At 43.4% G+C, this 20917-nt stretch carries 18 protein-coding genes; 3 read left to right on the top strand and 15 right to left on the bottom strand.

Features of this window, described 5'->3' with window-relative positions:
• Positions 1–9: 9 nt before the first annotated feature.
• The 13 genes from ruvA to ABIC84_RS24840 all read right to left on the bottom strand — a co-directional run bounded on the left by ruvA (position 10) and on the right by ABIC84_RS24840 (position 13666).
• Complete coding sequence (gene ruvA, locus ABIC84_RS24900) at positions 10–594, bottom strand: Holliday junction branch migration protein RuvA (protein WP_090534345.1); 585 nt, start codon at positions 592–594, stop codon at positions 10–12.
• 260 nt (positions 595–854) lie between these two features.
• Complete coding sequence (locus tag ABIC84_RS24895; protein ID WP_429265328.1) at positions 855–3131, bottom strand: NADP-dependent malic enzyme; 2277 nt, start codon at positions 3129–3131, stop codon at positions 855–857.
• A gap of 146 nt (positions 3132–3277) precedes the next feature.
• Entirely contained in the window at positions 3278–3646 is a 369-nt protein-coding gene (locus tag ABIC84_RS24890; RefSeq protein ID WP_426582008.1) for an iron chaperone, read from the bottom strand.
• 205 nt (positions 3647–3851) lie between these two features.
• Complete coding sequence (locus ABIC84_RS24885) at positions 3852–5126, bottom strand: transglycosylase SLT domain-containing protein (protein ID WP_429265327.1); 1275 nt, start codon at positions 5124–5126, stop codon at positions 3852–3854.
• Between the two features lie 67 nt (positions 5127–5193).
• A complete protein-coding gene (gene gatA / locus ABIC84_RS24880; protein WP_429265326.1) occupies positions 5194–6618 on the bottom strand; it encodes an Asp-tRNA(Asn)/Glu-tRNA(Gln) amidotransferase subunit GatA in 1425 nt (474 codons plus the stop codon).
• Positions 6619–6721: 103 nt separating this feature from the next.
• Positions 6722–6895 (bottom strand): Sec-independent protein translocase subunit TatA/TatB, encoded by a 174-nt coding sequence (locus ABIC84_RS24875; protein WP_175490113.1) that lies wholly within the window; start codon positions 6893–6895, stop codon positions 6722–6724.
• A 32-nt stretch (positions 6896–6927) separates the two neighbouring features.
• Positions 6928–7371 carry a Sec-independent protein translocase subunit TatA/TatB gene (locus tag ABIC84_RS24870; RefSeq protein WP_429265325.1) on the bottom strand — a complete coding sequence of 148 codons (444 nt, stop codon included), beginning with the start codon at positions 7369–7371 and terminating at the stop codon, positions 6928–6930.
• Between the two features lie 59 nt (positions 7372–7430).
• Positions 7431–8741, bottom strand: a complete 1311-nt coding sequence (locus ABIC84_RS24865; protein ID WP_429265324.1) for a murein hydrolase activator EnvC family protein — start codon at positions 8739–8741, stop codon at positions 7431–7433.
• Positions 8742–8757: 16 nt separating this feature from the next.
• On the bottom strand, positions 8758–9543 hold the full coding sequence (locus ABIC84_RS24860; protein WP_426582019.1) for a DUF4292 domain-containing protein: 786 nt from the start codon (positions 9541–9543) through the stop codon (positions 8758–8760).
• The gene (locus ABIC84_RS24855; protein ID WP_426582021.1) at positions 9521–11335 is read right to left on the bottom strand and encodes a tetratricopeptide repeat protein; all 1815 of its coding nucleotides are present in this window, start codon (positions 11333–11335) and stop codon (positions 9521–9523) included. Before ABIC84_RS24855 ends, ABIC84_RS24860 begins: the two co-directional genes overlap by 23 nt.
• 70 nt (positions 11336–11405) lie before the next feature.
• Positions 11406–11837 (bottom strand): dUTP diphosphatase, encoded by a 432-nt coding sequence (gene dut, locus ABIC84_RS24850; RefSeq protein WP_354485700.1) that lies wholly within the window; start codon positions 11835–11837, stop codon positions 11406–11408.
• Positions 11834–13354 carry a polysaccharide biosynthesis C-terminal domain-containing protein gene (locus ABIC84_RS24845; RefSeq protein WP_426582023.1) on the bottom strand — a complete coding sequence of 507 codons (1521 nt, stop codon included), beginning with the start codon at positions 13352–13354 and terminating at the stop codon, positions 11834–11836. Before ABIC84_RS24845 ends, dut begins: the two co-directional genes overlap by 4 nt.
• A 33-nt stretch (positions 13355–13387) precedes the next feature.
• Positions 13388–13666, bottom strand: coding sequence for an acylphosphatase (locus ABIC84_RS24840; RefSeq protein WP_090534455.1), 279 nt, complete (start codon positions 13664–13666; stop codon positions 13388–13390).
• Between the two features lie 184 nt (positions 13667–13850).
• Here ABIC84_RS24840 and ABIC84_RS24835 point away from each other — a divergent pair, with 184 nt between their 5' ends.
• Positions 13851–14372, top strand: a complete 522-nt coding sequence (locus tag ABIC84_RS24835; protein ID WP_426582025.1) for a YceI family protein — start codon at positions 13851–13853, stop codon at positions 14370–14372.
• Between the two features lie 184 nt (positions 14373–14556).
• Here the strand turns inward: ABIC84_RS24835 and ABIC84_RS24830 are convergent, their stop codons facing one another.
• Positions 14557–15726, bottom strand: a complete 1170-nt coding sequence (locus ABIC84_RS24830; RefSeq protein ID WP_429265323.1) for an amidohydrolase family protein — start codon at positions 15724–15726, stop codon at positions 14557–14559.
• Between the two features lie 155 nt (positions 15727–15881).
• On the opposite strand from ABIC84_RS24830, the gene rlmN reads away from it, so the two are divergent.
• A complete protein-coding gene (rlmN, locus tag ABIC84_RS24825; protein WP_429265322.1) occupies positions 15882–16949 on the top strand; it encodes a 23S rRNA (adenine(2503)-C(2))-methyltransferase RlmN in 1068 nt (355 codons plus the stop codon).
• A gap of 23 nt (positions 16950–16972) precedes the next feature.
• Positions 16973–17671, top strand: coding sequence for a ComF family protein (locus ABIC84_RS24820; protein ID WP_429265321.1), 699 nt, complete (start codon positions 16973–16975; stop codon positions 17669–17671).
• A 116-nt stretch (positions 17672–17787) separates the two neighbouring features.
• On the opposite strand, the gene ABIC84_RS24815 is transcribed toward ABIC84_RS24820, so the two are convergent.
• Positions 17788–20916: a PAS domain S-box protein gene (locus ABIC84_RS24815; protein WP_429265320.1), complete on the bottom strand. Its 3129-nt coding sequence runs from the start codon at positions 20914–20916 to the stop codon at positions 17788–17790.
• Position 20917: the final 1 nt, after the last annotated feature.

Below are 20917 nucleotides of genomic sequence, written 5' to 3'. Positions count from 1 at the left end.
TATCCGTAATTATAGCGTTTTTAACGCGAACTTAATTAGTTCTTCAACCGTTAATTCGCCATTATTTTTCTTGATCTCCTGGTCTAATACCTTTTCGGCAACGTTACGCGCAAAGCCCAGCATTACTAATGCTGATAGTGCTTCATCCTTAACCGTCTGGCTCACCGGCACAACAGTTAAGGTATCGGGGCCTTCCTTACGCAGCTTATCCTGCAGCTCCAAAATGATCCGCTGGGCCGATTTTGGCCCTATTCCTTTTATCCGCTGGATTAATGAAACATTACCGGTCACAATAGCCGCCTGGATCTCGGCCGGGCTTATGGACGATAACATCATCCTTGCCGTATTTGGCCCGATACCCGAAATGGAGATCAAATGTAAGAACAACCTGCGCTCGCCTTCTGTAGCAAAGCCGTAAAGCGTGTGCGCGTCCTCTTTTACGTGTAACCATGCAAAGAGTTTACATTTTTCGTCGTCACTAATGCCCGAATAGGTATTTACCGAAATATTAATATGATACCCTACCCCTCCCGCATCTATAACCACATACGACGGGCTTTTGAACATTAGTTTCCCACTAATATAATCATACATATATTATTACTTTATTAAGTTTATTAAACAATGATGTTAATGGCAAACAGCCTTTACAGTGATTATCCAAAGATAAAATTCTGGGGTCATTATGTTCATATAATGACAAACAAAAAGCTGCATTATACTCGCCTTAAAAGATAAAGACGCTAAGCATTTAAATACCAGCGTCTTTAACCCCCTCTAAATCTCCCCCGGTAGGGGAGACTTTATGGAGATTTCTTAAAAGCCCTCCCTTCCGGGGAGGGTTTGGGTGGAGCTTATTTGGCTGCAGCTTTTGCCTGCGCATCAACCACCGCAATGGTAACCATATTTACAATTTCACGTACCGAACTACCTAACTGCAGCACATGCACGGGTTTCTTTAAGCCAACCAATATCGGTCCAACTGCTTCGGCACCGCCTATTTCCTGCAAAAGTTTATAGGCAATATTACCCGACTCCAGGTTAGGGAAAATCAGCGTATTGGCCGGTTTACCATTGAGCGTTGAGAACGGGAAGTTATCATCAAGCAAATCAGCGTTTAGCGCAAAGTTGGCCTGCATATCGCCGTCGACAACCATATCAGGATATTTTTCATGCAGTATCGCTACTGTTTCCCTGGTTTTTTCTGGTATCTCCCCTTCGTTCGAACCAAAGTTGGAGTATGATAACACAGCCACCCTCGGGCTGATATTAAACTGTTTTACCGAGCGTTCAATCAGCACGGTAATATCAACCAAATCATTCACACACGGGTTTACGTTCACCGTAGTATCACCAAAAAATACAGGGCCTTTAGCCGTTATCATCATATACATGCCCGCAACACGGTTCACACCTTCTTCAGTACCGATAATTTGCAGGGCCGGTTTTACTGTGGTTACATAGTTTTTGGTTAAACCTGAGATCAGCGCATCGGCCCGGCCAAATTGTACCATACAAGCGCCGTAGTAGTTACGGTCTACCAATTGCTTTTTAGCCTCGTACAGGGTGATCCCCCTGCGCTGGCGTTTGTTATACAGAAACTCGGTGTACTCATCCATATGCTCGCAGCCTTCCCGCGGATCAATGATATGAACATCGCCCAAATCAAGGTCATTATCATGGATGATCTTTTTGATCCTGTCAATATTGCCCAGCAAAATAGGGGTGGCAATACCTTCCTCTTTCACTATCTGTGCCGATCTTAAGATCTTATAATTATCAGCCTCGGCAAATACTACGCGCTTAGGGTTCTGTTTTGCTTTAGCGGTAAGGTTACGTAACAGCTTATCATTTGTACCCAGGCGCACCCTCAGTTCCTCTGCGTACGCATCCCAATCGGTGATCACCTTACGGGCTACTCCTGAAGCTATGGCCGCTTTTGCCACCGCCATGGATACCTCGGTGATCAGCCTTTGGTCCATTGGTTTAGGGATGATGTAATCCTTGCCAAATTTCAGGTTAGTAAGGTTATAAGCGAGGTTAACGGCTTCGGGAACCGGTTTTTTAGCCATTTCGGCAATGGCGTGCGTGGCGGCAATCTTCATTTCCTCGTTAATAGCAGTGGCCCTTACGTCAAGTGCTCCGCGGAAAATGTAAGGGAAACCAAGCACGTTATTTACCTGGTTAGGAAAATCGGAACGGCCGGTTGCCATAATAATATCATCGCGTGTGCCGGCTGCAAGGTCATAATCAATTTCGGGTACCGGGTTGGCCATAGCAAAAACGATAGGCTTTTTAGCCATAGCTTTCAGCATATCGGGCGTTACCACATTACCTGCCGAAAGACCGACAAATACGTCGGCATTTTTCATAGCATCGGCCAGTGTTTTAACATCTTTGCGGCCAGTAGCAAACTCCATCCTGATCTCGTCAAGATCGGTGCGTTCCTGGTTTAGCACGCCATTGATATCAAACATCACCAGGTTCTCTTTTTTAACCCCTAATGACAGGTACATTTTTGAACAGGATACCGCGGCGGCGCCTGCACCGTTAACCACCATTTTTATTTTGTCGAGTTTTTTTCCCTGGATTTCGCAGGCGTTCATCAAAGCCGCGCCGGATATAATGGCGGTACCATGCTGATCATCATGCATTACAGGGATATTCATTTCAGCTTTTAGCCTACGCTCAATTTCAAAGCAGGTTGGGGCCGAAATATCTTCCAGGTTCACACCACCAAAAGTAGGCTCAAGCGCTTTTACAATGTTTACAAAATCATCTACACTTTTAGCGTTCAGCTCAAGGTCAAACACATCGATATCAGCATAGATCTTAAACAGCAGGCCCTTGCCTTCCATTACCGGTTTGCTGGCTTCCGGGCCAATGTTTCCTAAACCAAGTACAGCAGTGCCATTACTGATCACGGCTACCAGGTTGCCTTTAGCGGTATATTTATAAACATCTTCGGTATTGTCAGCAATCTTTAAACATGGCTCAGCCACACCGGGCGAGTAGGCCATGGTTAAGTCGCGCTGCGAATTTGTTGGTTTGGTAGGTACAACTTGTATCTTTCCGGGACGGCCTTGCGAGTGGTAATTCAGCGCATCCTGTTTTCGGTTAGTTTTATTCATTTTTTTCAAATTGAAGCGCCCAAAATTACAATTCTTTTTATGGAACAAACATAAAAAAGCCCCTTTTTGCGATTATGTTAAAAAGAGGATAAAATATGGTTAAAGTTTTGATAAGATGTGTTTAAAAGAACGGATTTGGCAATGTTCTATTTTTTCTTCTTTGCCTTCTCCATATTTTTCTGAACCCTGAACTTTACAATTTTGGTGATCAGATCGAGGGGCATAGGCTCATCAAGCGGAAACTGAACCGAGCCTTTGGCCCCTTTATAGCCCGAAAGTTCTTCTTTAAATTCTTCCAAACCCTGCGGTGCGGGATAAAACCCGATATGATTTTTAAAACCGCCGAAGTGCACTAAATTGCCATTGAGCACAAAGGTTGGAATAGCATATTTGATAGTCTCCCCGGCATCTGGGGCAGCGGCTTTGATGGTTTCGCGCACCTGTTGCAGTTTCTGCTGTACATCCTCCGGGAAACCGGCGATATATTCATCAATATTTTCCTTTGGCTTTTCCATGTTGATGAGTAGTGGTTGGTTGAAATAAATCTACGAAAAAACCAGGTCATTGTGAGAGCCGCTGATTTACAAATAATCAGCGGCCTGTGTTAATATAAAACGTCATTGCGAGGCACGAAGCAATCCCAAACTATACAGGGCGGACCTGCTAATTGGGGATTGCTTCGTGCCTCGCAATGACGTCTTTATAATTCTCCCTTATGTTTTAATTCTTTGAATACTGGTCGTCATCCTGCACGTTGGCTGCAACTTCCCCTGCCGATACCCTTAGCATGGCCCCTACAGGCGCCCGGTTAGTTTTAAGATGGTTCCAAACTTTAAGGTCTGATACTTCACAACCAAACATATCAGCTATAGAAGCAAGTGTTTCGCCTCTCTTCACTTTATGATGGGTAGGGATTTTGCGTTCAGACTTAGCCGGTGTATATTGAACAGCAGCGTAAGCAGCGGGCTTAGCAGCAGGTTTCACCGGTGCATCAACACCATTTAATACGTTATACAAAGCGGCGTAATTATCTTTTGCGGTTTGGGGGATGATAAGCCTGCGGGGTGTTTTTGCGCTGCCATTAACCACAGCCATGCGGTAGGATGGGTTGAGGATGGTGATCTCCCTTAAACTAACATCAAGAGCCTGGGCAACATTACTTAACGGAACAACTCTTTTAACCATTACCGTATCGGTACGGGTAGAAAAATTGCAGGCCTGTGCAACAATGTTATGTTTATTAAAATAATGCATTACATAATTCATGGCGATGAAAGCCGGCACATAACCACGGGTTTCAACAGGCAGGTACTGGCGGATGCTCCAGAAATCGGTTACGCCACCTGCTTTTTCAACGGCGCGTTCCACATTGCTTTTACCACAATTATAGGAGGCGATGGCCAGCAGCCAGTCGCCAAATTCCTGGTACGCGTCTTTCAGATAGGCAGCCGCGGCATAGCTCGATTGGATAGGGTCACGGCGTTCATCAACATAGTTATCCATGTTTAAGCCATAAGTTTTTGCTGTGGTACCCATAAACTGCCAAAGACCTGTGGCCCCTACCCTTGATACTGCGTTTGGATCAAGCTTTGATTCAACAATCGACAGGAATTTTATTTCTTCGGGGATCCCCGCTTCGCGGAAAGCCTTTTCGTAAATTGGGAAGTAGTATTTGGTTAAGCCCGCTACCTGGCCCATTTCATCGCGGTTGTGCATATACAGATCGATATAAGCCTGTACGTATTCATTATAATCCAGCTGGATATCCTTACGAATGGAATCTAACCGGCGCTTGTACAAACCGCCGTATGTACTTACCGGCAACGACTGGTTAAGCACCGGTAAAATAGTGGTGTCGGCGTTTACAATATCGGGGTTAAATTTGGTTACCCGCTTTATTTGCTTAATTGACTTCGCCGAATTGGTCGTGTTTGTTTCGGCTTGTAAAACTTGGAGTGATAAGAGGCAAATGGTCAGCGTAAATAATCTCTTCATTTATTCAGGGATTTGATTAATTTATAATGCCCAAAGCATCAGCATTTTACTAAAATATCATTTTTTATTACAGATCGAGAAAATATTTGGCAAAATCTAACAGTTGCTGTTCGCCAAAGTGCTTTGTTAATAACTGTAAACCTAACGGCAAACCGTTGCTGTTATTGCCCGTAGGTATTGATATGGCCGGCACGCCGGTTAATGAGGCTTGTACGGTAAATATGTCAGAAAGATACATTACCACCGGATCTTTCTCTTCCTTACCTATGTTAAAGGCCGGTTCGGGCGCGGTAGGCACCAGTATAAAATCATATTCTTCCAGTATCCGGTTAGTTTTTTCCTGGATCAGCCTGCGTACCTTTTGTGCTTTCGCGTAGTAAGCATCGTAATAACCCGCGCTCAAAACAAAAGTCCCCAGCATAATACGGCGCTTTACTTCCTTACCAAAACCTTCAGAACGGGAACGTTTATAAGTAGACTGTAAATCTGTAGCCAGCGGACTGCGATAGCCGTAATGCACACCGTCGTACCTTGCCAGGTTTGATGACGCTTCGGCCATGGCCAGGATATAATAGGTTGGTACCAGGTATTCCAGCAGTTCAAAAGCTATCGGGGTAACTGTATGCCCATCGGCACGCAGCTTATCGATGTATTGTACAAGGTTGTCTTTTACTTCGGTGTCAACACCAGGGCTTGATATGGCTTCCTGCAGGTAAGCTATCTTCTTTTTTCCCGGCTTTTGAAGATTAGTATATGATGCAGGCGGCGGAGTTTGTGATAACGTACTGTCATATTCATCCAGACCTGCGAGTACTTCCAGCAATAATGCAGCATCTTCTACCGATTTAGTGATAGGACCAACCTGGTCAAACGATGAAGCATAGGCGATAATACCATGCCTTGAAATTGTGCCGTATGTTGGCTTTAAACCTACAACACCGCAAAATGAAGCTGGTTGTCTTACCGAACCACCCGTATCCGTGCCTAAAGCGGCATGGCACATCCCTGCTTGTACGGCTACAGCCGAACCGCCCGACGAGCCGCCTGCAACTTTAGTTTCATCGGCATGGTTTTTTACTGGGCCAAAGTATGATGATTCGTTGGTGGCGCCCATAGCAAATTCATCGCAGTTACAGCGCCCAATGATCACCGCGTCTTCGGCCAGCAGGCGTTCAACCACGGTTGATGAAAAGATGGAAGTAAAACCCGTTAAGATTTTTGAGGAGGCACTAACCTGGTGCCCTTTATAGCAGATATTATCTTTAATGCCGATAACCATACCGGCTAATTTGCCGGCGGTGCCATTCTTTATTTTGTTGTCAACGTTTTTTGCAGCAATCAGCGCTTCATCAGCAAACACTTCATTAAAAGCATTTAAATGAGCATTTTTTTCAATTTCAAGCAAATAGCCTTTTACAAGACCTTCAACAGTAATTTCTGCACGTTGCAACCCGCTCTTTATTTCGGTTAAAGAGGAATAAATATTAGCCATGGGGCTAAAATAAAAAACTTATCCGTTGAAATAAGAAATAAATCAACAGATAAGTTCATATACTCGATAAAAATGGCATTAAAACCTAATCCCTGTTAGGGTATTAAGCTTTTTTTTCTTCAGATGAAGAAGATGAGCCATCGCTGTTTTGCGCGTCTTTAAATTCCTTAACGCCTTTCCCTAAACCTCTCATTAATTCAGGTATTTTTTTACCGCCGAATAATAAAAGTATCGCAATGATGATCAGAATAATTTCTGGTGCGCCTAATCCACCCATGATTTTAAGTTTTATGTATGATTAATATTATATTATGATTTGTATTCTTCTTCTTTTTCGGTATCCAGATGACTACCGGTAATGGTCTTATCTAAATTGATATGACTTTGGTGTTCCGGCTCGGCCGGGGTATTTACATGATAATCACTGATAGCGATTGTATTTGGAACAGTATTTTCAACAACCGGTTTTTCGTGCTCAGCTGCAGCTTCCGGAGCTTCTGAAGCTTTTTCATCTAAAAGCGGTTTTTCTTCTTCTACTTTAGTTGCAGGTTTCTTTTCCTCGTAATTATTGATCTGGTTATTGATCTCACGTTTAACATCTTCAGAGGCATCTTTAAAGTCGCGGATCCCTTTACCCAGGCTCCGTGCCAGGCCGGGCAGCTTTTCGCCGCCAAATAGCATCAATGCTGCAAAAAGTATCAGTACCATCTCGCCCGTACCAATATTTAAAAATAACAAAACTGAACTTAACATAGCATTCTGTTTAAGGATACAAATATATACAATTAAAATTTCTTATAGTTCATAACTAATTAGTTAGGCGCCAGCCAGATCTTGGGGTTAACCGGTGTTGTTCCTTTATAAATTTCAAAGTGCGCCTCCGTTTCTCCTGTCGATGGATCAGTTGCCACGGTGCCGATAGCTTGTTTGGTGCTTACTTTTTGCCCACGCGCAACAGTTACCGACCGTAAATTACTATAAGCTGTAAAATACTCCCCATGCAATATAATTACCAAATAGGTCCCGCTCACATCCCCCACTTTTACAACCGTACCATCAAATACAGCCCTTACGGTGCTGCCCTGGTTAGTACGGATATCAACACCTGTACTTTCACTCCTGATACCTTCGGGCGTGGTATAGGTACCAAATCCCTGGGTAATTATTCCGTTGGATACCGGCCATGGCAAACCACCGCGATTACCCAAAAAGTCGTTCGACAGCTTAGCGGCCTCAGGCGTGGCATTCAATACACTTGATGTACTGCGCGCGGCTGCCGGCTTAGCCGGAGCTGGTGCAACAGGCGCGGGCTTATTTTCGGCCTTTGCTTTGGCTGCGGCCAGTCTTGCGGCTTCTTCAGCCCTGCGTCTTTCTTCTTCAGCAGCCCTGCGCCTGGCTTCCTCAATTTCCCTGCGGATAGCTTCGTTAATAGCGCGGTTTGTTTTTACTATCTTAGCCTGCAGGTCCCTCTGCTGTTTTTTCAGGATCCCCTCATGCTGTGACAAATCGCTTACTACTTTAACCTGGTTATTACGTTCATTACCCAGTGTTTCTTTTTCTTTTTGCTGATCCTTTAAAAGATCATTCTTTTCGTCCTTGGTCCGGTCAAGCTCATTAATTTTAACATGCAGCTCCTTCTGTGTACCTTGTATATAGGCGGCCTGCCGCTCACGGTAGGTACCAAACTGCTGTAAATATTTTAAACGCTTATAGGCCTGGTTAAAGTCTTTTGATGCAAAAAGGAACATCATTTTATTATATGCACTCTGATTGCGGTATGCAAACAGGATCATACCCGCGTATTCCTTTTTAAGCTGATCTAATTGCGACTGTAAACTACGTACGTTATTACTACTCTCAGAGATTTGGTTATCCAATAATCTTACTTCAGAGTTGATATTTTCTATTTTTTCCTGTCTCAGGTTTATCTGTGCCTTGAGTATGCTTAGCTGCTTTAATGAAGCCTTTTTATTGTTTAAAGTTTCCTGGTAATCTTGATTTAATTGTTCAAGCTCTTTATTCAGCTGTGCTTTACGACGTTTCAGTTCGTCACTGCTTTGCGCGTGTACATTAACTGCTGCCAGTACCAATAATAAAAAGAAAACTGCTTTTAAAAACTTCATTAAATAAACATATTAATTATTTGCCAGGCTCGTACCCGTCAGGAATGCTGAACGGATAGTTTTGCTGTACTTCAAAATCGGCCTTAGTATAATGCAAATTAACTTGTATTTTTTTATCTTTTACTACTGATGCGATATCTATTTGTGCTGGCAATACCCGGTTTGTCGCTTCGATAAAGGTATTATTGGTAACCTGTAATGATTGCGCCTGGCGCTGGTTATCTAAATTGGTTTGCGTAACCTTATTATCCGGCCCCAGTATCAGCTTGTAAACCAGATCATTCAGGGTACCGCTCAAGGTTGTGTTGCCATCGGCATGATCAATAGTGGCTTGCTCATTAACCAGTTCGGGCACCGCGTTGCCAATCAGCAATGACTCGAGTGTTTTATAATTAACCTCTTTGCTGGCGTACGTATATATATAGCTGAATGGCTTTTTGATGTAAACGCTTTGCAAGCGGTTAATGATCATGATGCTGTCGGGAGTTATCACGGCACGGGCGGCTTCAATACCCAACACCGCTGTAATAGAAACCCAGATCCTTTTATCTCTTGCTATCCTGATATTCAGGGTAACATCGTTGCTGTTATTATTGATACTAAGCTTGGTTTTTGCCTTGCCCGCAAATGTTGTAAAATTTACCTGGTTTGCCCTTATGGCGGCCAGTTTGCCGGCAATATCACTCGTCCTTGCGGTCGAATCTGCCTTACGGGTAACCAAAACTTGTTTACGTGCTTTACAGCTTACCATTACCAGCAGGCAGCAAGCTATAAGTAAACTATTCGCTATATTTTTTTTCATTTATCTTACGATCTAAAACTGGTGACTGCTCACCAAAGCCTTTCGCCTTTTTCCAGTTAGTTACGGCCGCATCGGTATTCCCAAGGAAAAACAATATATCGCCATAATGTTCATACTTAACCCCGCTATTGTCTTTATCATGCGTCAGGGCCTTCTCCATCCATTCTTTTGCCTGGACATATTTTTTTTGTTTAAACAGGATCCAGGCATAAGTATCTTCAAACGATGCCGTATTAGGCTGCAGCTCATTGGAATGTGCCGACATTGCTGCCGCCTTTTCCAATTGCTCATTCCTTAACGATAAATAATAAGCATAATTGTTTAAAGTGAATGCATTATCCGGATTGTAGGTTAAAGCTTTCTCATAACTTTCGTCAGAACTTTTAATATTCTTCAACTCATGATAGCAATCGCCCAATAATGAAAAACTTAACGAAAGTAGCTCCTTATCCTGAAGTTCTAATGAAGTGGCGTTTTTAAGATAACCAACCGCCTTATTGTTATCCTTTTTTTGTGCCCAGGCAACACCGACAAGATAATTCATCCAGGCCTGGTTCGGGAATAACGACAATGCGTTTTCACCATCTTTAATAGCGGCATCAAGGTCATTGTCGCCTAAATCCAGGCGCACCAGCTGTTCCTGAACATTGTATACCTGGTTATTAAGCTGGGCCGATTTTTTAAGTACCGGCTTTGCCTCTTTATACTTTGTATTCTGGATCAGCATATCGCCGTATATGGCATAAGCCCTGGCATCGTTAGGATGGGCAACGGTCAGGATCCGGCTTAATTCAAGCGCGCTCGCTTTAGCATTAGCATCCGGAAACTTAGGAAAGTATCCGGATATAATATTAATTTTTTGATCGATGCCGATCTCCGGAATGGCAAATCCCTGGGTAAGCTCATTAAAGCTGGCTTCGTTGTTCTTTTTATCGCGATAGATATCGGCCAGCGCAAAGTGTACCAAACCATTTCGCGGATCAAGCTTTTCAGCTTGCTGCAATACTTTAAGCGCCTTATCGGCAAACCCGTTCGAGTTGTAAACCTCGCCAAGGGCCAGGTAATAACGGATCTCTCCGGGATTAGCGGCTATCTGTTTTTCCAGTTCGGAAGTGGCCTGGTCAATTTTTCCCTGCTTTAAATAGATCTTTTGACGATTGGCTAAAAGATCATCACTCGGGCCATTCAGTTTTTCAATCTCATCATATACCTTAAGGGCATCATCGTACCTTTTCAGGATGGTGAAAGCATTGGCCTTGTCAAAATAATACGCTGATTTGTCCGGGTTAAGCCTGATCAGTTGGTTAAAAACATTTTCAAGCTTATCAATGGTATTGGTTTTTTCATAGCTATCGGCCAATGCCGCCCAATACCATTCGTTATCCTTATTTATTGCTACAGCCTGCTCCAGGAGGGGCTCAGAAGCTGCAAAATCATTTTGCTGCCTTTTAAGGTTGGCCAGCTCATATAAGGAAGCATCATTTGCAGGGTCGGCCTGTAAAACGCGCTCAAACATTTCGGTGGCAAGCTTATAGTTCTCCACCGTTTTTTCGCGCAAGGCCGAAAAGAATAGCTGCTTAACCATAGCGCTGTCCTGATAACTCATCACCTTACCTGCCGATGCCACTGTTTTATTATCGCCGTTCTTTTTATGCTGAGCTTTGGTTGCCAGAGGCAAGATGGCAAGAAACAAGACGGCAAGAGGCAAGAATAAAGAAACAACAAACGGCGCAGAAAACTGGCGAAGTTCCCGCAGGCTGTTTAATTGAATATTTTGGTTATCCCTCTTCATTCTTTCTTGTCTCTTGAAGTCTTGATTCTGTTACTTTCTTGTCTCCTGACTCTAAAAGTCTTGCATCTAATTATTTCCCTGTGTGCCCGTAGCCGCCTTCGCCCCTTTGGGTTTCGTTCAGTACTTCTACCTGCTCCCAGTTAACACGCTCATGTTTGGCAACTACCATCTGGGCTATCCTGTCGCCGGTATTGATCTCAAAATCCTCTGTCGAGAAATTGATGAGCAATACTTTGATCTCTCCGCGATAATCGGCATCAATGGTACCTGGCGAATTAACAATGCCGATACCATGTTTAAATGCCAGGCCGCTTCTCGGGCGGATCTGCGCTTCGAAACCCTCGGGCAATTCAATATATAAACCTGTTGGAATGAGTTTACGTTCCATTGGTTTAAGCACTACCGTAGTTTCTACATCGGCACGCAGGTCCATGCCTGCCGCATGAGCAGTTTCATAAGCCGGTAAACTATTTTTTGATTTATTAATTATGCGGATGATCATCGTTTAAATATAGCTTTTAACTCCTTGCGTTCAAAGTAATACGCTCCGGCCGCAAATAAAAGTAAAAGCCCGTTACCAACAAAAATATTACGTTTAAATACCGTGAACGACAGAAAAACAAACAATACCGAGACAATTATATACGCAAGGTTCTTTTTTAAGTTATACGGGATGGGGTAATTTTTTTGCCCCCACAGGTACGAGAGCACCATCATGGTAGCATAGGCCGCGAACGAGATCCACGCCGATGCCATGTAGCTGTATTTAGGTATAAGCAGCCAGTTTAAAATAACGGTTAATACCGCTCCTATACCAGATATATATAAGCCATACCTGGTTTGGTCAGACAATTTATACCACACCGAAAGATTCATATAAATACCAAGGCTCAGGTAACCGAACAACAAAGGTGGTACAACGCCAAGGCCCTGCCAAAACGGATTGTAAACTATATGATGCTTTACCTCATGCGTTTCCTTTCCAACTATAACAGTAGCCAGTATATCAACATTGGCAATGAGTGCTACACATATAACGGCCACCATAATTACAAAGTAGGTCATGATGCGGGCATAAGTTTCGCCCGAGTTTTTGTTTTTTGCATGGCTGAAGAAAAACGGTTCGGCGCCTAACCTGAAGGCCTGCACAAAAATACTCAGAAATAATGCAATCTTGGCGCAGGTGCCATAAATGCCTACATGCGTATCGGCGATACTTTGGGGTAGCATTTGCTTCAGCATCACCTTATCTAATGACTCATTGATGATGAACGATATATTGGCTATCAATATAGGCCAGCTGTATGCAAACATTTCGCTTAACATGGCACTGTCAAACTTCAGCTTCATTTGCAATATCTCGGGCAATAGCAATAGTATGGTAAGACCGCTCGCTATTGCGTTAGCTAAAAATACATACCCTACCCAATTCGGCCTGTACCAACCTGCCATCCATGCTCCCGCCGGCAAATGATGATTTATTATAAACGGAACGCCGAACAGAAAAAACAAATTGAGCATCATCACAAGGCCGATGTTTGAGCATTTGATAATGGCGTATTTTATGGGGCGGCCTTCTGCCCTGATGCGAGCAAAAGGGATTACGCAAAAAGCATCAAGCACTAAAATTACGAGGAAGCACTTTACGTAAAAAGTATAGTCGGCATGATCTTTAGTGACGCCGGCCTGCATGTAATTGACAATAGGATTTAAAAACAGTACACAAAAAACCAGGAATATTACCGATACCATTATAACAACGCCAAACGCGTTATTATAAACCTGCTGTTTGTTATCCGAACGTTTTTGCAGATACCTGAAATAGGTAGTTTCCATACCAAAAGCCAAAATGGCGTTAATGATAGAAGCGCTTCCATATACCGATGTAAAAACGCCATTAGCACTTACCGGCAGGGTACGGGTATAAATTGGCGTTAAAACAAAGTAGATCATCCGGGAAATGATAGTACTTAGACCATATATAGCAGTTTGCCCGGCGAATTTTTTTATAGTAGACAATGGAGATATTCGATTTAATGAGTTTGTGTTTAATTACAAACGCCTTTTAACAACCTCAAAATTACGATAGTTTTTCAATTCGCCTTCATGGCTTTCAACGGCATTTACCTCTGCATCCTGAGGGCCCTCGTTACACCATTCAAGAAACATATCAAGAAATGTATCATCAGCCTCGGCTTCAATGTACACATCACCGTTGGGCTCATTCAATACAAAACCGCGTACACCAAGCTGATCGGCAACCGCTTTGGTTGATTTACGGTAAAAAACACCCTGCACTTTGCCTTTAACTGTAATATTGAGATGTTTGATCATTAGATTTGACAGGTATTAAATTAAGAGCTGAAAGCGGAATGCTCAAAGCTTAAAGCTAACAACCCTACTGGTGCAAAGGTAACTTTTTTCCGGCTAAGCAACCTGTTTTACTTAACAAGCGTAATTACTACAAAACGCATTACATTTTATTTTGATTGATATAACTCTAAAAATCTATTTTATGAAAAAAATTATTTTTTCTGCCCTGATCATTGCTTTTACAGCCTTTTCGGCATTCGCTATTTTTGGCAACTGGAAAGTGAAAGGCGATGAAGCCCAGGTAACTTTTGAAGGCCACAGGGTAAGCGGTTCATTCGGCGGCCTAAAAGCCGATATAACATTTGATAAAGACCATCCCGAACAAGCTAAAATTTCGGCGACTATTGATGTTACAACCGCGGCGACCGGTTTCTTTATTAAAACCAGCCACGTAAAATCGGCCCTGGGCGCCGATGATTACCCAACGATTAAATTTGAATCAACCTCGGTATCAAAAAGCGGTAACGGCTACGTAGCCAGCGGCAAGCTAACCATGAAAGGCAAAACCAATCCCGAAGCCATCCATTTTAGTTTTGACGACAAAGGTAGCGAAGGTGTATTTAAAGGCGATTTCAAAGTACTGCCTCCTAAGTATGGCATCGACAGAAGCGGCACGCCGCCCGAGGTTACTATACATTTGACAGTGCCGGTGAGTAAAGGGTAATTAACAATAGTCAGAGTGCTAAAATTCATGTCATTGCGAGGAGCTGCAAGGGCAGAGCGTTGGTGGCGACGTGGCAACCTCGTAGCTATACAGGGATAAGATGCATTGGCTACCAGATTGCCACGCTTCGCTCGATGACATATAGATATAAAACATAAAACCGGCGAATAGCCGGTTTTATGTTTTATATTAGTTTCTTTACTTTGGTTTCGGGGGTGATCTTAAACCCATCAAGGCCGCTGATCAGGTTCAGGCCCGGGGTTTTGCCTGTCTCAAGCGTACCTTTTTCATCGTCGATACCCAGGTATTCGGCTCCATTACGGGTACCCCATTCAACCAGTCGCGGTAAGCTTATGGAAGGGAACTTTTGTTGAATAGCACGCATCTCGCTCAGTAAACATAATTTGCTGTTTGATGCAAGGCTGTCGGTACCAAGGGTAATATTAAAACCCTGGTCAACAAAAAGATCAATTTTAGGTAAACGCCCCTCAATATAAAGGTTTGCATTAGGGCAAAAGCACCAGTTTATCTTCCTGTCAAACCGTTTGATGAAGTAAATATCCTTCAGGTTGGTACAGGTATTATGTACCAGCAAAACCTTTTGCTTGTTAGAGAGCAGCGGGATAATAGATTGTACCGAGTTACGGGCCTGTGGCTTGAAATAGGATATATCCATACCAAAATGCTCGTACAACTCTAAAAAAGCACCAAGTTTATACCGGTAAAATTTATTCTCATCCTCACACTCCTGGTTATGGATACTGAGCAGGTTTTCATCGTTGGTATCGCTGTGCTTTTTAATCAGCTTAAATAACTCCTTTGATACCGAATACGGCGCATGCGGGGTTATAGAACACGAGCCGGGCTTAAATTCACTAAGCAGGGCCAGCGCTTTTTCAAAAACTTCATTAGCCTTTTCGGGCAAAAAACCAAAAGTTTCAACAAAGGTATGATAGTATAACTTGCTTTGTTTTTTCATCGCAACACTATTATTAGTGTTGGAGATATCACCAACGGCTACAATACCGTTATCATACATTTCCTGATCGGCTTTAGCTATGGCATCAAGAACCTCCTGCTGATCGGTATTGCGTAAGGATTGAATGTCTTTTATAAATTTTACAAGGCCGCCTTTGGGCTTTACTTTATCTTTTAAATGAGAAAGTTCGGTATGGCAATGCGTGTTGATAAATCCGGGGCAAATAACACCGCTTACCTGCTGTATTTGCCCGCCAGGGGACTTAGTATTATCGGTAACAGCTATGATCTTCCCCTGATCATCAACAGTAACTATTCCATTTTTAATCGGATCGGCATAAACAGGAAAAACGTAATCGGCTCTAAAACTTTTCATTAAAATTTAAACTTGGTATCGTAACACATAACGTTTTTCAAAACAATCTGTCCTGCAAAATAAGTACAATTAACTTTTAGTTATTGTTTTTTATTAGCCAAAAAGAATGACTTTAAAAAAAGATAGATTTTTTTAAATTTAAGTACTTTTGCACTGTGAACAATACAAAAGATAAAATTGACATCCGCTGCCTGAGCCTGAATGCTTTACAGGAGCATTTTATCCGTATGGATGAAAAAGGCTTCAGGGCAAAACAGGTGTATGAATGGCTTTGGAAAAAATCTTGCTTTTCTTTCAACGAGATGAGCAATATTTCAAAAGAACTCCGTGCTAAACTGGATGCAAATTTTGTAATTAATAATGTAAAAATTAATTCTTCGCAGGTTAGTGCTGATAAAACTATAAAAAATTCTTTTATTTTACACGATAACCACTTAATTGAGGGCGTTTTAATTCCAACTCCCGGCCGTATGACAGCCTGTGTATCATCGCAGGTGGGTTGCAGCCTTACCTGTAAATTTTGTGCCACCGGTTATATGGAGCGCAAAAGAAACCTCAACCCCGACGAAATTTACGACCAGGTAGTTTTAATTGATCAGCAGGCCCGCGAAAACTATAATCAGCCTTTATCAAACATTGTTTACATGGGCATGGGCGAACCATTGCTTAACTATGCCAACATGATGAAGTCGATAGAGCGCATCACTTCCGAGGATGGGCTTAATATGGCTGCCAAACGCATTACTGTATCAACAGCCGGCATCGCCAAAATGATCAAAAAACTGGGCGACGACCAGGTAAAATTTAATCTTGCCCTTTCCCTGCACGCGGCAAACGACGAAAAACGGAATACTATTATGCCCATCAACGAGCAAAACTCGTTAAAAGCCCTGGCCGAGGCATTAAAATACTACTACGCCAAAACCAAAAACCCGGTAACCTACGAGTACATTATTTTTGATGGTGTGAACGATGGTATCCAGGACGCTATGGAACTGGCTAAATTTTGCAAACACCTGCCCTGCAAGGTCAACATCATTGAATACAATCCTATTGCTTTTGCCAGCTACATCAACGCCGGCGAAGATAAAGTTGAAGCATTTGCTGATTACCTCACCAAACAAGGTATTAACACGCATCTCCGCCGGAGCCGCGGCAAGGATATTGATGCCGCCTGCGGTCAGCTTGCCATCAAAGAAAAAGATAAACTGGCCGAAGTTTAAAAAATCCGTATTAAATTGAGGGCATGAAATTATTGCGTGCCTACCTTTCAGATTTTGCCGCCCTGCTGTTCCCGGAGCTTTGCCCGGCCTGCCAGGCAAGTTTGGTAGCAGGTGAGCATATCATTTGCAGCGATTGCCGCCTTAATTTACCTTTTACCAATTTTCATCAGCAACCTGCTAATATTGTAGCCCAGCAATTTTGGGGTAAAATTAATGTTGAAGCAGCCTATGCGCTTTATTACTTCCATAAAGGAGGAAAGATCCAGAATCTGATGCACCACTTTAAATACAAAGGCATGCAGGAGATCGGCAACCTGTTGGGAGGCATTGCAGGGGCACAGTTGGCCGCAAATGATATTTTTAATACGGCAGATGTAATTATTCCGGTGCCGCTCCATAAACGCCGCCTGCGCGAACGCGGTTATAACCAAAGTACCTGCTTTGCTTATGGCCTTGCCGCAAAATTAAAGGCGGTAGTTGATGAGCACAGCCTGGTACGTACGGTGGCCACTAAAACGCAAACCCAACGGTCGCGCTTTGCCCGGTTTGAGAATATGCAGCATGTATTCGCGGTTAAAGATCCAGCTGCACTTGAAGGCAAACATGTATTGCTGGTTGATGATATAGTAACTACCGGCTCAACGCTTGAAGCCTGCGGTGCGGAGTTATTGAAAGTTCCTGGTTTGAAGTTGAGTATTGCAGCTATAGCTTATGCGGTGTAGTATAATTTACAACCCGTCATTGCGAGGTACGAAGCAATCCCCGATTTGCAGGTCCGCCCTGTATAGTTTGGGATTGCTTCGTACCTCGCAATGACGGGTGAAAAAGATAAACAACCCTACTGCTGCTGGTACCTGCTTAGTTTATCATAAAGCACCCTTGGGTCAAAGGGTTTAAGGATGTAGTCATTCATTCCGGCATCGTTAATCTCGCCCATTTGGTTGCTGAGCATAGAGGCCGTAAGGGCAATGATCGGTAACTGCTGGAAATAAGTTTCTGTTTTAGCGCGGATAATGCCTGTAGCTTCCAAACCGCCCATTTCGGGCATGTGGATATCCATCAGCACTACGTTGTAGTTGCGGTTGGTTTCAACCTTTTCAATAGCTTCAATGCCGTTTTCGGCAAAATCAGCACTGGCACCCCATTTCTTTAATATCTTATTAATGAGCAGGCGGTTAATCTGGTTGTCATCAACTACTAAAACATTTATTTTAAGTCCTTCTTCCACGTTATTACTATTTCTGTTTGACTGGTAATCTCCCTTTTTAAAGCCTATGGTAAACCAAAATGTTGATCCCTGTCCCGGTACGCTATCAACATTTATGCGCGAGTCATGCAGTTCAATTAACCGCTTGCTGATAGCGAGGCCAAGGCCCGTACCTCCAAACTTACGTGTAGTATCCAGTTCGGCCTGCTTAAACTGTTCAAATATAGTACCCAGTTTATTTGCGGCAATGCCTATGCCGGTATCAATTACTGCAAACCTGATGCGCACATCTCGCTCTGACTCCTGTATCACTCTCAGATCGATGGTAACTCCACCTTTTTCGGTAAATTTAATGGCATTACCAACAAGGTTTAGTAATATCTGGATCAGCCGGGTGCGGTCGCCCAAAATTACTTTGGGTATAGCCTCATCAATGCTTTTGCTAATATATATATTTTTTTCGGCGGCTTTATATTGCATGGAGCTTGTTATGCTTTGAACAAGCTCGGTTAAATCAACCCGCTCCTTCTCCAACTCAACATTCCCGGTTTCGATCTTGGCAAAATCAAGCACATCGTTGATAAGTGTCATCAGGTTTTCGGCCGAGAATTTCAGAATATTAAGGTTTTCCTTTTGCCCATCAAGCGGATCATCCTCCAATAACAAATGCGACATACCAATTACGGCATTCAGCGGCGTACGGATCTCGTGGCTCATTACCGATATGAACATATCTTTGGCGCGGCTCAGCTGTATAGCTTCCTCGCGGGCATTGATCAGTTCAATTTCAGCCTTCTTTTTAGCTGTTATGTCAATGATAACCTCAATATATTTATCAACCTCGCCTTTGCTGTTAATGATCACCGAGTTGATCACCGAGATCCACAACGGCTGCCTGTCCTTCCGGTAAACCAGCAGGTCAACCTCAAATGATTGTTTATTGCGGGATAACTCGCGTGCCTTTTGGATAATAGATACGTCAGTAAGTTCCCCTTTCAGCACATCACCAAGATGGTTGTCTTTTACATCAAGCAAAGTATAGCCGGTTATTTGCTCAAAGGCTTTATTTACCCATTCAACCTTACCATCGCTGTTGTTAATTACCACGCCACTGGCAGTACTGCTGGCCACTAATGAAAGCATGGTTACCTGCTCTTCGGTTTTCTTACGTTCGGTAATGTCAACCATTACAGCTATCTGCCTTTCAACACTGCCTGTTTCATTAAATAAAGGGCTATTTGACAGAAAGATCCAGATCGGGGTTTTGTCCTTTTTATAAACTTTTATTTCAACTTCATATCCCCGTTTTTCCTCTACAGCTTTTACTGCCGCCGTAAACACATTAATGTCGGTATCTTCGCCAACCAGCATAGTGCCAAACATTTTACCACGCATTTCGTCGAGCGTATAACCTGTTATATTCTCCAGGGCCTCGTTCATCCAGATCACCTCGCCAGTATTACTGCGGATGAGGATGCCGCTGGGCGATTTACGGGCCGCAAAGGACAGGATCTCCAGTTCCTGTTCTATCTTTTTACGCTGGGTTATATCAATAATAACCCTGATAAATTTATCTGTTTGCCCGGCGCTGTCGCGAATCACCGAGTTAAATACAGAGATCCATACCGGTTCACCACCTTTTTTATCAATCAGCAGGTCTACTTCGTAGGATACCTGGTTGCGGATGGCTTCATCCAGCCGTTTTACAGCTTCGGCATCCAGCGGTACACCTTTAAGCACATCGCGCAGGCGCCGGTTTTGTACATCGGCCTGGTTATAGCCGGTTATTTGTTCAAAAGCTTCATTGGTCCATATTACCTCATCGGCCGCATTGCTGATCACTACACCACTGGTAACTTTACTTGCCACCAATGATAGTAATGCCACCTCATCGGCTACTTTTTTCTGATAGCTGATATCGCGCCCGCTGGCAAACCATTTATCATTTTTAAAAGTTACCGACCAGCTAATGCATTTAATATCGCCCGATGGTGTTATAATATTTGCTTCTATTTCAAAATGGCGTTGCTGCCTGCCTAACCCTTTTTTCAAGACCGACAGGGATTTTGCCTGTTCTTCTTCGAGGAAAAAACTCCAGATAGGCTTGCCGATAACCTCAGTAGCTAAATAACCCAAAACCGGTTTGGCAGAGCGGTTAATTTGCTCAATGCTAAAATCCCTGTCCATGATACAATGGATATCGGGCGAGCTGTCAAAAAGATCGTGAAACTCCTGGTGGCTTTTCAAATTTTTCTCCAATTCAAGCTTCTGTTTCCGGAGCAGCAGGTGCGACATGACCTCATCAGCCAGCGTGCGGAGCGCGTCACGCTGTTCGACTGTGAGCTTACGCGGCTTTGTATCAATCACGCATAATGAGCCAAGCCTGTGGCCATCCGGATCAATCAATGGGGCGCCAGCATAAAAGCGTATGCCCATTTCATTGGCTATGGGGTTGTCTTTAAATTCCTCATCCTCTTTAGAATCGGTTATTTCAAGAAGCGCGTTGGATTGGATTGTGCGATTGCAAAAAGCGTCGGCGCGGGGTGTTTCCCCCACGTCGACGCCGTATGTTGATTTAAACCATTGCCTTTCGGCATCAAGCAGCGATATCAGCGCCGCCGGTACCTGGCATATGTAGGAGGCTAAACGCGTAATAGCGTCGTATTCCTTTTCGGGCATGGTATCCAAAACATTGTATGATCTAAGCGCGGCTAAGCGCTTATCTTCTATGCTTGATGGATCTTCCTGCCTTAGTGTCATT

Source organism: Mucilaginibacter sp. 3215 (assembly GCF_050433785.1).
Taxonomy (GTDB): Bacteria; Bacteroidota; Bacteroidia; order Sphingobacteriales; family Sphingobacteriaceae; genus Mucilaginibacter.
Note: the sequence above shows the minus strand (reverse complement) of the source record. Positions and strands in the feature narration are given on the sequence as shown.

What these genes read in the sequence shown, in the direction of transcription:
- ABIC84_RS24815 (WP_429265320.1), bottom strand. Translation starts at nt 20,916, where the DNA reads ATGACACTAAGGCAGGAAGATCCATCAAGCATAGAAGATAAGCGCTTA.
- ABIC84_RS24890 (WP_426582008.1), bottom strand. Translation starts at nt 3,646, where the DNA reads ATGGAAAAGCCAAAGGAAAATATTGATGAATATATCGCCGGTTTCCCG.
- ABIC84_RS24875 (WP_175490113.1), bottom strand. Translation starts at nt 6,895, where the DNA reads ATGGGTGGATTAGGCGCACCAGAAATTATTCTGATCATCATTGCGATA.
- ABIC84_RS24865 (WP_429265324.1), bottom strand. Translation starts at nt 8,741, where the DNA reads ATGAAGTTTTTAAAAGCAGTTTTCTTTTTATTATTGGTACTGGCAGCA.
- ABIC84_RS24830 (WP_429265323.1), bottom strand. Translation starts at nt 15,726, where the DNA reads ATGAAAAGTTTTAGAGCCGATTACGTTTTTCCTGTTTATGCCGATCCG.
- ABIC84_RS24870 (WP_429265325.1), bottom strand. Translation starts at nt 7,371, where the DNA reads ATGTTAAGTTCAGTTTTGTTATTTTTAAATATTGGTACGGGCGAGATG.
- dut (WP_354485700.1), bottom strand. Translation starts at nt 11,837, where the DNA reads ATGATCATCCGCATAATTAATAAATCAAAAAATAGTTTACCGGCTTAT.
- ABIC84_RS24835 (WP_426582025.1), top strand. Translation starts at nt 13,851, where the DNA reads ATGAAAAAAATTATTTTTTCTGCCCTGATCATTGCTTTTACAGCCTTT.
- ruvA (WP_090534345.1), bottom strand. Translation starts at nt 594, where the DNA reads ATGTATGATTATATTAGTGGGAAACTAATGTTCAAAAGCCCGTCGTAT.
- ABIC84_RS24895 (WP_429265328.1), bottom strand. Translation starts at nt 3,131, where the DNA reads ATGAATAAAACTAACCGAAAACAGGATGCGCTGAATTACCACTCGCAA.
- ABIC84_RS24855 (WP_426582021.1), bottom strand. Translation starts at nt 11,335, where the DNA reads ATGAAGAGGGATAACCAAAATATTCAATTAAACAGCCTGCGGGAACTT.
- ABIC84_RS24860 (WP_426582019.1), bottom strand. Translation starts at nt 9,543, where the DNA reads ATGAAAAAAAATATAGCGAATAGTTTACTTATAGCTTGCTGCCTGCTG.
- ABIC84_RS24820 (WP_429265321.1), top strand. Translation starts at nt 16,973, where the DNA reads ATGAAATTATTGCGTGCCTACCTTTCAGATTTTGCCGCCCTGCTGTTC.
- gatA (WP_429265326.1), bottom strand. Translation starts at nt 6,618, where the DNA reads ATGGCTAATATTTATTCCTCTTTAACCGAAATAAAGAGCGGGTTGCAA.
- ABIC84_RS24885 (WP_429265327.1), bottom strand. Translation starts at nt 5,126, where the DNA reads ATGAAGAGATTATTTACGCTGACCATTTGCCTCTTATCACTCCAAGTT.